This is a genomic window from Olivibacter sp. SDN3, assembly GCF_014334135.1.
GTDB lineage: Bacteria > Bacteroidota > Bacteroidia > Sphingobacteriales > Sphingobacteriaceae > Olivibacter.
In genome coordinates this window covers 1,268,514-1,281,932 of record NZ_CP060497.1, presented here as the reverse complement: position 1 = coordinate 1,281,932, position 13,419 = coordinate 1,268,514, and the positions used below count along the sequence as shown (strand labels likewise).

Genomic DNA, 13,419 nt, shown 5'->3' with positions numbered 1-13,419 from the left:
AACAACAAGTTTAACCAATCAATTAATGCGTTTTACATTAATAAACAAAAGGGTTAAGATTCCGTCTAATACTGACTAATCTAGATGATGAAGTTTATAGATTATTTTTAATGGTATTATTATGCTTATAAATAATATTTTATTTATATTTGGTCATTATTTTATTTTTCAAAAAGCATTAAGACCAAAGCTATTTATGAAACCAAGAACCTTAACCAGCTCCTATGCAGGTATGCTAACACAAGTGGAAATGAATCGATGGTATGCCTTTATGCGGCAGCGTATCTTTTTTAAATATTCGAAGGAAGAGCTATCTTTCTTAATGGGTAAAGCGCCTTATTACTATAGCGATTACGAAGAAATGAATAATGCAGAAAAGCTGACCGTTGCGGATGAGGCCTTATTGAACAATATTTTCAACTACCGCATTAGTCAGGGCATTCCGTTTAGTAAAGATGAATTTAGCAGTTATACTGAACCCCGTTTGGTACGGGTGCATACGGAAACGGATCAGCGGGTGATCTATTATAAGATTACCCATCCATGGAAATGTGAAAATAAGTTCCAAGTTATACGGTTTTCAGAAGCGATACCAAAAATCAAACTTAATGAGCAGAGGCAAGCCTATGGAATGCTGAAAAAATCAATCGAACAGCTTATCTATCGAGGCACATTTCAACATGGGCAGTCACCTTTGGATGTTTTTAGGAAGCTAGAAGAGGAAAGCTTTAATGATGTATCTATAAGACCAATGTATGCGAAGAAAGTTCTCTACGAGTTCGTCGGAAAAGGGATGCTTGCGGTAAAGAATATCAATGGACTATTGTCGTATTTAGTGAGCTGACTTATCAATACCTTATCCGATAACTTGCCTCGTCGACGGGTAAAATTACCGGATATTTGTTTATGAAACGTTTTTATTATTCCACACGCGCTCTGTCGATTTCAATGGAGTAATGGGCAGTCCTAAATTTTTAATATCTTCGCGGATAAACAAAGAATACGGACATATGGGCTTCTTTAACATGAGCAAACACAGGCTTTCACAAAAAATTTATGGATTCCTTTTTTTTATTTGTAGTTCGCTAAATGCTTTTAGCCAAAAAAATGAGCGGCCTAAACAGTATAGTTGTCAATATACCGCACAAGAAATCCTTATTGATGGGCACCTCGAAGAAGATGATTGGAGAGATGCGCCCTGGACTGATCTATTTGTAGATATTGAAGGTGATCTTAAACCTAAGCCATTGCAGGATACCAAGGCGAAACTCTTATGGGATGATAGCTGCCTGTATATTGCTGCCGTCATCTACGAAGAAGATATATGGGCTTATCAAACCATTAAAGATCAGATCGTTTTTTACGAAAATGATTTTGAAGTGTTCATTGATCCCGATGGTGATACCTATAACTATTTTGAAATGGAAGTGAACGCAGTAAATAATACTTTTGACCTGTTTTTGCCCAAACCCTACCGCCAGCGGGGAAAGCCTGATCATGATTACGATATGGAAGGTTTCCGGTCGGCGATATCTATCAAAGGCACTTTGAACGACCCAAGTGATCGGGATAGCCTATGGGTCCTAGAGATGGCCATCCCTTTCAGCGCACTGCGCTATGGAGAGGTGGTGACCCCCGTTCCGAAAGAGGGTACAACATGGCGACTGAATTTTTCCCGCGTAAATTGGGAGACAGAAATCGAGGACGGCCGATATGTCCGCAAAAAGGATCCGCAATCCGGTGAATTCCTACCAGAATACAATTGGGTGTGGAGTCCGCAAGGCGTTATAGATATGCACCAACCGGAAAAATGGGGACGGCTGCAATTTACCAAGCGTAACAGCGCTACTCATCCCTAAGCGAATTTACGGGATTGGCCAACGCTGCTTTCAATGCCTGAAAGCTGACGGTCAATAACGCTATCATAATTGCCAATACACCTGTACTAAAAAACGTATACCATGTTATCGAGATACGGTAGTTGAAATCCTGCAACCACGTATCCATAACATAATATGCGATAGGTGACGCAATAATAAATGCAATAAGCACGAGTTTGATGAAATCTTTGGATAAAAGATGGACAATGCTGTTGACCTTTGCGCCTAATACTTTGCGAACACCGATTTCTTTTCTACGTTGAGTAGCCGTATAGGCTGCTAATCCAAATAAACCTAGGCAAGAGATAAAAATGGTTAAACTGGAAAACAGGCCGGTAAGTTTGGAAGTACGCTCCTCGTTTTCAAAACTCTTCGCATAAAGTTCGTCGGTAAAGTGATAGGTAAACGGTTCGTTAGCATTATACTTCTTGAATACGTCCTCAGCGAGCATAAGATTTTCAGGTGTCGAATGGTTCGGGTTCAACCTGATATATATAAAATTGAACCAATCGCCAGAGCCCAATATGAACAATGGGTTAATAGATTGATAAGGCGAATAAAATATAAAATCGTTAACTACTCCCACTACCTGCCATTGCTGGTCACCATTTTTGATGATCGTACCTATGGGATTTTGTAGGCCCATAGTTTTAACTGCTGCTTCATTCAGTAACATGGCCGACGAATCGGTTTTATATTGGCGGATGTCAATATCTCTTCCTTCCAGAATTTTTATGCCCATCGTGTTTTTGAAATCGCCATCAGCCGTCAATGCAACAAAAGCCTTGTCCAAGTCGTCCGAAGAACTTCCCGGCCAGGAGAAATTTGTTGAGCCAAAGGTATGGTTGGTGAGGGTACCCGAAGACCGGGTTACCGACGTAGCGGCGCCCCCATAAATCAATTCCTGATGGAAAGCCTCATAATGTTCCCTGAGATTATTATTCATCGGAATGGATATTAGGTGTTCTTTATTGTAGCCATTTTGCCGGTTTTGGGCATGGTTAATCTGATCTTCAATTATAAAGGTGGAAATGATCAATATGATAGCGAAAACAAACTGGAAGACTACCAAGATTTTCCGAGCTGAAAATCGAGCTGTTGGTAATTTGAAAACACCTTTTAAAACGTTGACCGGTTTAAACGAAGAAAGGAAAAAGGCCGGGTAACTACCCGCTAAAACTCCTGTGAACAGGATAAAACCTAGAGAGCAAAGCCAAAAATGAGGGTCGGCGACGTTAACGAAGAGCTTTTTCCCTAAAAGTGTATTAAAGGTTGGCAAGCTGATGAAAACAAGCAGGATGGCAGTAAAACCGGCCAGTAGCGCTAGGATGATCGACTCACTGAGAAACTGCCCCATGAGCATCTTTTTTTGTGCGCCCATGACTTTGCGGACGCCAACTTCCTTTGCCCTGTTTGCACTGCGGGCGGTACTAAGGTTCATGAAATTTATACAGGCAATCAGTAAAATGAAAAATGCAATTACTGAAAATAAGCGCACAGTATCTATCCTCCCACCGGTAAAAGCTCCATGTTCCTGTTTGGAGTATAAATGCCATTTGGTAGCGGGATGTAAGAAAAGCTCACTTTTTATGCCCTGTACATCCTCCAGTATGTGCTTGATTTTCTCATTCACGTTTTCAACTTTTGTGTTCGATTTCAATAGCGCCAAAGTCGGAACTTTAATATTGATCCATGACTCGGCTGTTTCCTTATCCATGCCCGCTTCAAAATAATCCCACGAGAGAAAGTATTCCGTGTGCTTAAATCGCGTGTTTTCCGGGAGATCTTCAAGAACGGCGATTATCGTGAGGCTTTTCGTACTATCGACCTGAACGTTTTTACCAATGATATCGATCGAACCGTAGAGTTTTTTTGCCAAAGACTCGGTGAGCACAATTCCATCATTTGAACCAAAGGTCTCCTTTACATTTCCTTGCAATGTTGGAAAATCGAATACATGAAAAAAATCACTATCGGCATATAGCCCGTCACTTTTCAGGTAATTTTCGTTTACTGATAACAATAGGGATGCTCCTGTATATCGAACAACCGTTTCGAATTCTGGATAATCTTTCTTTAATAAAGGTGCTAGCGGATTGGCGGCATTTGGCCAAAGATGGGTGTCTTCATTAAAATCACCTCGATTATACACCTCGTAGATCCTATCCGTTTTCGCATAAAATCTATCGTAAGTCAATTCATCTTTGATCCATAGTATAATGAGCACAGCTGCCGCCATGCCGATGGCTAATCCAGCAATATTGATGAATGCAAAACCTTTAGCTTTTGCAAGGTTACGAACAGCGATTTTTAAATAGTTCCTGAGCATAATTTTTGGTTTTCAAGTATATGTCCATTAAACTTTTAAGCCTGTTTATTAGCTATTAATGTTTATCAAATTTTCCTACTCATCCCTAAGCGAATCTATCGGATTAGCCTTAGCTGTTTTTATAGCCAACGTACTAACGCTTAACAGCGTGATGATCACTGCTGTTGCGCTGGCACTAAAAAACATCCACCATTGAATGGAAATCCGATAAGCAAAGTCGTTCAGCCAACGATCCATTAACAGCCACGAGAGCGGAATAGCGACTAAACAGGCCGTCCCGACTAGTAAAATGTACTCCTTGGTGAGTAGTTTGTAAATCGTTGCTGAGGAGGCACCGAGTACTTTCCGTATCCCGACTTCTTTCGTTCGTTGAATGGTGCTGAATGAAACTAAACCCAATAGGCCTAAGCAGGAAATAAATAGAGCACAGGCCGCAAATGAAATGAATAACTTACCAAAGCGCTCTTCAGCTTGGTATTGTGCATTTAGCGTTTCATCCGTAAAAGAATAAATCAACGGTAGCCCGGGAACCAGCTGTTTCCATCTTTTTTCAATAGCTTGAATCGTGGCTGGAACATCACGGGAGTTGATTGTTAGCGTTAAAAAAGTGAAAAAACCTGGGGCGACTTGAAGGGTCAACGGTCGGACGGCTTCATGCATGGAATGGTATTGAAAGTCTTTCACCACGCCGATGATCTCACCAGGCTGTCCTCCTCTTTGTATCACCCGCTTACCAAGAGCATCCTGAGGGTTCGAATAGCCCAGTTGTTGAAGGCAGGTCTCATTGATTAACATATTTTGCCGAAGGTCTTGTGTATAGGTATTCGAAAAAGGCCTTCCAGCAAGTATTTCGATGCCATATTGATCAAGAAAATCGTAATCCACGAAATAGGTGTCGGTCTGGATTTCTTCCGTGAAGCCGTCCTTGCCTTCTATCGTTGTAGCGAACTGTCTATTGGGTCTGCCCGGGATATAAGCCGAATAGGCGGCTTGCTCAACGCCGGGAATACGCTTGAGATCAGCTTTTACCTGTTCCAGATGATCGTTTATACGCTCATCATAGTGATAATCAATAGCCAAGTTGTGTGCTTTGCGAAAACCTAAAGCCTCATTCTTCATAAAATCCAGTTGTCGATAAATGACAATCGTAGCTACAGCCAGTAAGATAAAAACCGCGAACTGGATGACGACTAAGCTTCGGCGGATCATTAGCCCTTTTGGATTAGTTGTAAACCGGCCTTTCAAGGTGTTGATGGGTTTAAATCCGGAGAGAAAGAAAGCAGGATAGCTGCCTGCGAGCATTCCGGTGAACAGTGCAATCATCCATGCATAAGGTAAATATGGGCGGATTGCCCAAATGTTCTGAACGACGATTTTTCCGGCAAGGGTATTGAACCAGGGGATGACGAGGAAGCAGAGCATAACGGAAAATAAAAATGCCAGTGTGGAGAGTAGTATGGCGTCTACCAGAAACTGGACGATTAATTGCTTTTTTGTCGCACCGATCATTTGCCTAACACCAATTTCTTTTGTTCGCTTCATCGATAGGGCAGTTGTTAAATTGATATAGTTAAAGCAGGCAATGCATAAGACAAAAAACGCCACAAAAGAGAAGATATAGATATTGTTGTAGTTGCCTTTGGCCGTTGCTCCCGCCTTATTTCCCCGTACACTGCCATGATGGTATAGATCTTTCAGAGACTCCATGATGAGCTGATACTGTAGGTTTTCTTTGCCGGGATAATTTTTTGAAAAGTCTTTCAATTTATGTTCGAAAGCGTGTTTATCGGCATTTTCTTTCAAAAGTACGTATGTAGAAAAGCCGAATCGCTGCCAATCCTGATTTGCCTGACTATAACTGGAGGTTGTGAATAAGGAGGACATCGACAGCAGGATATCTGTTCGGAAATGGGCATTTTGCGGGAGGTCTTTCATGACCCCGGTAACGGTAGCTTCCGTTTTGCCATCGAGCGTAAAGGTTTGATGAAGGCAATCCGTTGTACCAAAGTACTTTTTGGCAGCACTTTCCGATAGCACCGCCTCGAAAGGTGCGTTTAAAATAGTATTCTTATCGCCACGAACGAGCGGAAGAGTTAATACAGCGAACAGTGAAGAATCGACATAAGCGATAGTCTCTTCGCCGAAGCTCTTCTGATCTTTGGAGACAATATAGTAATCTAATAAGAAATGTCCGGCTTTTTCTACTTCCGGGAAGGTCTGCTCAAGCGCGCTTGCCAGCGGCGCCGAACTGGTTTCCTTGGTAGTGCCTGTCGCACCCTTGATATCGGTACTGATACGATAGATCTGATCAACTTTTTCGTTGAATTGGTCGTAGCTCAGTTCAAAGCGCAGGTATATAAAGGTAAGGTAAACAATGCATAAAGCTAGCGACAGGCCGAAAAGATTAATGGCCGAAAAAAACTTGTTTTCATGTAAAAATCTCACCGATGTTTTTAAATAATGACGGATCATACTTATTTTTTTTCATGTGATAACTACTCATCCCTTAATGAATCCACCGGATTGGCCACCGCGGCCTTAATGACCTGTGAACTTACAGTAATCAAGGCGATCGCTATTGCGGTTAATCCTGCCAATGCAAACATCCACCACTGTATTGCAATTTTATAAGCAAAATTTTCCAACCATTTATGCATTATCCACCACGCGATGGGGGAGGCAAGGATTACAGCAAGTAGAATAAGCTTTATGAAATCTTTAGATAAAAGAGACATAATATGCAGTGCGGTGGCACCAAGCACTTTCCGTATGCCGATCTCTTTTATGCGCTGGTTACTTTCAAACAAAATCATTCCCCATAAACCGATCACACATAAGGTAATACTGATGATAGCAAGACTTAACGTAAGGGCTAACATTTGCTGATCTCTTTTATATAAGGTGTTGAATTCGTCATCAATAAACCGGTAGGTAAGGATATCATTTGGAAATCTATTCTTCATTACCTGCTTTACATCCCTCAGCGCAGGGAGCACAGCGTTGGGTCTGGTCTTTATAATGAAACTTGATCCCCAGTTATTTTTTTTATATATGACCATCGGCCGTATTTTTTCTCTCAGGTTTTGGAAATGAAAATCTTTCACGATGCCTATAATGACCCCGTCCAGACCGTTGTTATACATGTTCGTACCGATAACCGGTTCCGCTAATTGAAAATCTTTTACCGCCGTTTCATTTAGGATTAAAGCATTTTGGTCTGTGGAATCTCCTGAGTAAAACCATCTGCCTTCCCGCAGCTGAAGGTTAAGCGTTTTGTCGAAATCCTCATCTACTGGCCAGTTTCCATACTGTGCCTGAAAGGAGGGACTCTTACCGCGCCACTCTAAATTACCAACCATTAAGTAGTTTTCGTTCAAAAAGCTCTTTCCCATAAAAGTAGAGACTTCTTCAATATTTGGTGACATCAACAATTGATTTTTCAAGGTTTTTTTGACGGCAGCCTCATGCTGTTGCCATCCACTGGAATCACTGTTCAAGTCAATAGACGGCATATCTACTGCAAATGTTTGTTCATGGTTGTAACTGTCAGCTGAATTTTGGATAAATTTTAGCTGATGATACATCACTAAAGTTGCGATAATCATACCCAGCGAGAGGGTGGTCTGTACCACAAGCAGTCCTTGCCGAACCTTTTTACTGCCGAACTTTAAGGTGTCAGCACCTCGAAATAATGACATGGCTTGAATAGACGATAGATGTGCAGCGGGATAGATGCCAGAAAGGATGATCAGTACTACCCAAAGAAGGAGGAGGAATTGAATGATATGGCCACTGGCATCTAATTGTAGTTTAAGCGAAAAGAAACTATTGAAGGTGGGCAGCATACCGTATGCAATTAACACAGCAAGCAAAAATGCTAAAGTCGTGCTGAGGAATACTTCGGTTAATATTTGAATAAAAAGATGCTTTTTGTTGGCCCCAACGATTTTCCGGGTCCCAAATTCTTTAACTCTTGAAAAGGATTGAGCGAGGGTATAGTTGACGAAGTTAATAGCACCTACTAGGAGTAGAAAGCCGGATAGAACGCTAAGGATGATGATAATTTGAACGTTGGTTGGCCTGAAAGGAAGTTGTGGCAGACTGCTATCAAAATGTAAGTTTGCTAAGGGCAAAAGCTCACACTCATTTTTTATACCACTTTGTGTCCATTGAATGTTCTTATTGTATAGGTGATTGAGTTTACCAACGAGTGGTGTAAGCTTTGCTTTTGCTTCAGTTTGGACAAAAATCATGGTATTAAAATACATCCAGTTATTGGCCTCCTCCAGATTTTTCGATTCATTAATAGGCAATAGCATGTCAAAATCGAAACTGGAATTAGAAGGATTATCTTGGAGAACACCCTGAACAGTATAGTTGTTAGAGTCGATGTGCAAAATTTTGCCTAGTATATCGAGGCTGCCAAAATATTGCTTTGCTTTTTTTTCCGTCAGTATAACGCTATGGGGTTGATGGTTAAAGGATGCAGTATCTAAAACAACATAATTATAATGAAAGAAATTAAACCTTAATTATGCATTAGACTTTTCAAAAATCGTGTAAGTGTTTATTTTTGAGTAGTTTTATTAGCTTTACCCAATCACCCATATGGTTAACTTACCTATAGCATATTCAGACAAGCCAGTTACCGCCTTTGGGGGTATGAGTTTGTTGAAACGTATGATAGATAAATTAGGTGTTATAGATGCGCTTTCGTCCTTGAATTTACCAATGCCTGGTTCAAATAGAGGTTACTCTCCCAAAGATTTGGTTTTATCTTTTTGGTTAGGAATTTGGACAGGAGCCTCTCGATACATCCACTGTGATTGGTTGCGTTATGACAAGGTGTTGCAGGATATTTTCGGTCTGGATCAGATGCCCTCTCAGAGCACCTATAGTCGGTATTTTGGAAAATTCAATCAATCGGTAAATACGGAAGTTTTTCCTGCTCTTCAAGACTGGTTTATGCAACAATTTGATATCGGGAGCATCACAGTCGATTTTGATAGTACAGTAATTACCCGTTATGGAGACCAAGAGGGAAGTGCTAAAGGTTATAACCCGAATAAGCGGGGCCGTAATTCTCACCATCCTTTGCTGGCATTTATAAGTCAGACCCGTATGGTGGCCAATGCCTGGCTTCGTCCAGGGGACACGGCAGCCAGTTCATCCTGTATAGCATTCATGCAGGAAACATTTGACCGCTGTTTGTCCAGCAAGAATGTGGGGTTGGTAAGGGCAGATAGCGGCTTTTATACGGAGGATATTTTAGGTTATCTGGAAGAATCACATAAAAACTATGTGATTGCTGTTAGGATGTATCCCAATATCAAAGCGGAAGTTTTGGGAGAACGCAATTGGATCTCGTTAAGCAAGGGAATAGAATTATCCGAAATGACATTCGGACATCTTAATGGAAAGCAACGTCGTTACATTATCGTCAAAAAGCGAGTAGATGACCGCCCTAACAGCGGCGGAAAACTTTTTGATGAGATGCCCGGCTACAGGTATAGCTGTTATGTGACCAATATGGACATGCCATTGGATCAAATCTGGAATATCTATAACAGTAGAGCCGATTGTGAAAATAGAATCAAGGAACTTAAGCAGGATTTCGGACTGGAAAATTTCTGCTTACAGAACTTTTGGGCAACAGAAGCCTCTTTCAGATTCATTATGGTAGCTTATAATTTGATTAGTTTATTCCGTCATTTTGCATTAAATGAACACAATAAAGCTATGCACAACACACTCAAATCCTATTGCTTTGCATTAGGAGCCTGGACCGTAAATCACGCCAACAGAAAGGTGCTGAAAATAGCATTACCTGTAAAAAGAAGAGCTTGGATGGACGGAATTTTCTCTAAAATCGAAAATCTACCGCCTAAACTCAAATATTCTTAATGCATAATCCGGGTTAAACCAATTTTTAGAAATATATAACCTACTTTCTTCAGAGAATAACTGCCCCCCAGAGGTGATCTTTAATGGAGAATGGCCTCGAGCACAATAAGCAACCTGCTTTATTTCAGGATAACCCTGCTGTAGATGCGCTATGGCGTTATGAGGACTATAAATCTCTACATTTGAGTTGCCATTATCATATTGATAGGCGTTTTTTATAAGAAATTTGTCTTTTAATTGCGGGTGATAATTATCATAACGTAGTTCGTTTTGTATCCACAGACCGATCAATATAACGGTAGATAGGGATAGGGCTAATCCAACGATATTGATATAGTCAGATTTTCTCTTTCTAGCAAAGTTTCGCCATGAGATTTTTAAATAGTTTCTGATCATAATTATCGGTTTTTGACAGATGGCTTTTCGCTTCAAGCTTGTTTTAACAATGTCTCAATTTCCTCCTTTCTGTTCAACATTTCTTATTCATCCCTTAATGAATCCACAGGATTGGCTAATGCCGCTTTAGTTGCCTAAAAAACTTGTTTCTGCATAATGTGCGCCCAGCGTTTTAAAAATAGATGCATATCATATGCATTTTTCGCTATCAAAAACGAGGCCTAACCGCTATGTGTTTTTTAGTCAGTAGGTTATGTATTTGTGTGCACTCGCTTACGTTCGAAAATGAACATTCATTGTTCATTTTCGGGCGGTTTCATTAATCCGTTAAGGAGAGGCATTACAAAACGACTTCGAATACGGCTCGATCAGCATACATATTCCATAATTGCTGGGCAATATTGTCGGGATGGTGCAGGTGAAATTTCGGTGAAACATGGCTTTGAATACTGAGTAAACCGGTATAAATGCCATGGTTTGAAAGTTCATGGCTTAGGCTTCTCGTGAGATTTGCTATGGCAGCTTTACCAATCGAAAGCGCGCCATAATCAGGATTTGGGGTATAGGCAATTGCGCCACCCGTAACCAATATTGCTCCTTTTGTCGTTCTCAGAGATTCTATGGCTAACAGAACACTGGCTTGCAAGGCCGGCGCATAAACCGGATAATCCTCCATTAAGCTTTCAGGAGTTTCTTCGAGGATATTGGTGCTGTAAATATTGGCGACATTATAATGTAATATATCTAACCGCTCGAATCGTTCGATTATATGAGTGAAAGCAGGTTTTAATGTGGAGGGCTTGGCGACGTTACCAAAAAGGGGTAAAATGACATTTTCTTTTAGTTCAAGGGCTTCGATTTGTTGAGACAATTTGTGCATATCCCTACTGATCAAAGCTACATTAAAGCCCTGTTTAGCGAATATTTTGGCGGTTGAGAAACCGATGCCGCCACCGGCTCCAACAATGGCGATCGTTTTTGTTGACTTATATCCTTTTATCATAAAATATCTTGGAGAAATTGCAGGGTTCCACGGAGTAGTGCAGTTGGGTTTTCTTCTGCAACCCAATGAGCCGAACGGGGGATACGCAGGCCAGTAACGTCTTCGGCCACTTCGCGCATCATGGTATCCATCAAAGGGCCACTGGTACTTGTTTCGCCTCCGACGGCGAGCACGGGTATGTTCAGTTTGCCATGACGCTTCAGCAGTTGCCGGTTATCTGCTTCATCTTGATCGAAGTTGCGGTATAGCTCGAAACCTGCACGCATAGCTCCTGGAGCTTTATAAGCTTCTATATAGATTTGTAGATCTTCTTGGCTGATGGCTGCCGGATTGTAAATCCTGGCATTGAAAAAAAACTGTAGATATAGATGTTCGCGACCATTGACGAGCGCTTCGGGTAGGTCAAGCACTTGATGGAAGGCAAAATGCCAAACGCGTTGATCGGAGCGGAGTGTGTTGAATATGGTTGTACCGGGCAAAGGGGCGTCCATCACGATCAGGTGTGACGTGTCATTGCGGTACTGCTGTGCGAAAGCATAGGCAACCATCAATCCGATATCGTGCCCCCCGATGATAACTGGCGTATCGATACGCAGATGTGATTTCAATAAGGTGTGAATATCGCGGGCCATCGTTTTTTTATCATAACCATCCTGTGGTTTCCAAGAATCGCCCGCACCGCGATAGTCGGGAACGATCACCCGAAAGCCTGCTTCTGTAAGTCCTGGGATGATATGCCGCCACTCCCACCAGGTTTGCGGGAATCCATGAAGAAGCACAATCACCCGGTTGCCTTCACCGGCACTCACGTAATGAAGTCTTAAAGACGGATTGATGTCCGCCATGCCATGTGTAAAATTAGAAAGTATAGTGTCCATCTTTTTTGTTTTACAAATAACGAGAATTGTTTAATATGATAAAAATGAATTAATTTGTAGTTTTTAATGAAATTTATTCATATGAAGAATGTTGAACTGAAACATTTACGCTTGATCAAACATATTGTAGACGGGGGATCCATGTCAAATGCCACGCATAAGATGTTCCTGACACAATCGGCTTTGAGTCATATGCTTCGGGAATTTGAAGAGAATCTCGGAGTGAAGATCTTTGCTAGGAGGGGAAAAAAATTGCATTTGACTGATCAGGGGAATACCATACTTTTCCATGCAGAAAAAGTGCTTTCAGAATTTTCGGAGCTGGAAAAAGCTGTTGCAAACTTCAAAGACGCTAAAGCGGAGCGGATCAAGATCAGTACCGCTTGTTACACGTCTTATCATTGGTTGCCTGCTGTAGTGAAATTATTCAGGGAAAAAACACCTGAAGTTATGATTGATATAGTAATTGAGGCGACCCAAAAGCCCTTATCCTACTTGGAAAACGGCAAGCTTGATATTGCAATTACCGATAGCAAGCCGCTCGTACCCTCGCGTTATAGAACGGACTTTTTGTTCGAAGATGTGTTTCTGTTACTGGTAGCAAAGAATAGTCCTTATTTAAGATCGGAACCTTTTACCGCGGGATTGCTGAACGGCGAAGTGCTATTTATTTACGAGATGCAGGAGGATATGAGCACGGCCTTTACGCAATTTATTCGCCCCAATGGTATTGAGCTGGCGGCCGTGACTAAAATGCAATTGACGGAGGGTTTGATCGAGATGGTGGCTGCAGGATTGGGAGTAACGATCATGCCTTGCTGGATGGCGTCGCCGTACCTAAAACAGGGGAAGGTGAAGGCTATTAAACTTCCTGGCGCTCGGGTGAGCCGTAAGTGGTACGCAGTGAGTCACAAGGATGCCACTAAAGAGCAAGAGCTATTCATTGATTTATTACAACGTGAACTGAAACATAATTTTAATAGTGGAGAAATTGTCATCTAATCATCAGATCGAAAATAAAGTTTGTGA

Annotated in this window: 9 protein-coding genes and 1 pseudogene; 4 read left to right on the top strand and 6 right to left on the bottom strand. The window is 41.4% G+C overall.

The annotated features are described in order from the left end of the window. Nucleotides 1-196 precede the first annotated feature (196 nt). Both H8S90_RS05095 and H8S90_RS05090 read left to right on the top strand, forming a co-directional pair. A complete protein-coding gene (locus H8S90_RS05095) occupies nt 197-844 on the top strand; it encodes a hypothetical protein (RefSeq protein ID WP_187341504.1) in 648 nt (215 codons plus the stop codon). A gap of 181 nt (nt 845-1,025) precedes the next feature. Further along, nucleotides 1,026-1,859, top strand: coding sequence for a carbohydrate-binding family 9-like protein (locus H8S90_RS05090; protein WP_222852242.1), 834 nt, complete (start codon nt 1,026-1,028; stop codon nt 1,857-1,859). Here the strand turns inward: H8S90_RS05090 and H8S90_RS05085 are convergent. The 3 genes and pseudogenes from H8S90_RS05085 to H8S90_RS05075 form a co-directional block, all read right to left on the bottom strand. Next, nucleotides 1,846-4,209 carry an ABC transporter permease gene (locus tag H8S90_RS05085; protein ID WP_187341502.1) on the bottom strand — a complete coding sequence of 788 codons (2,364 nt, stop codon included), beginning with the start codon at nt 4,207-4,209 and terminating at the stop codon, nt 1,846-1,848. The genes H8S90_RS05090 and H8S90_RS05085 overlap by 14 nt on opposite strands. Nucleotides 4,210-4,284: 75 nt before the next feature. Next, nucleotides 4,285-6,681 (bottom strand): ABC transporter permease, encoded by a 2,397-nt coding sequence (locus tag H8S90_RS05080; protein WP_187341501.1) that lies wholly within the window; start codon nt 6,679-6,681, stop codon nt 4,285-4,287. Nucleotides 6,682-6,704: 23 nt separating this feature from the next. Then, nucleotides 6,705-8,681, bottom strand: a pseudogene (locus tag H8S90_RS05075) (ABC transporter permease); the annotation flags it as partial. A 136-nt stretch (nt 8,682-8,817) separates the two neighbouring features. Here H8S90_RS05075 and H8S90_RS05070 point away from each other — a divergent pair. After that, on the top strand, nt 8,818-10,113 hold the full coding sequence (locus H8S90_RS05070) for an IS1380 family transposase (RefSeq protein ID WP_222852132.1): 1,296 nt from the start codon (nt 8,818-8,820) through the stop codon (nt 10,111-10,113). Here the strand turns inward: H8S90_RS05070 and H8S90_RS05065 are convergent. The 3 genes from H8S90_RS05065 to H8S90_RS05055 form a co-directional block, all read right to left on the bottom strand. Next, nucleotides 10,087-10,509, bottom strand: coding sequence for a hypothetical protein (locus H8S90_RS05065; protein ID WP_187341499.1), 423 nt, complete (start codon nt 10,507-10,509; stop codon nt 10,087-10,089). The genes H8S90_RS05070 and H8S90_RS05065 overlap by 27 nt on opposite strands. Nucleotides 10,510-10,849: 340 nt before the next feature. Next, nucleotides 10,850-11,512: an SDR family NAD(P)-dependent oxidoreductase gene (locus tag H8S90_RS05060; protein WP_187341498.1), complete on the bottom strand. Its 663-nt coding sequence runs from the start codon at nt 11,510-11,512 to the stop codon at nt 10,850-10,852. Next, nucleotides 11,509-12,390, bottom strand: coding sequence for an alpha/beta fold hydrolase (locus H8S90_RS05055; RefSeq protein WP_187341497.1), 882 nt, complete (start codon nt 12,388-12,390; stop codon nt 11,509-11,511). The genes H8S90_RS05060 and H8S90_RS05055 overlap by 4 nt, the downstream gene beginning before the upstream one ends. Nucleotides 12,391-12,471: 81 nt before the next feature. On the opposite strand from H8S90_RS05055, the gene H8S90_RS05050 reads away from it, so the two are divergent. Further along, nucleotides 12,472-13,392 (top strand): LysR family transcriptional regulator, encoded by a 921-nt coding sequence (locus H8S90_RS05050; protein ID WP_187341496.1) that lies wholly within the window; start codon nt 12,472-12,474, stop codon nt 13,390-13,392. Nucleotides 13,393-13,419: the final 27 nt, after the last annotated feature.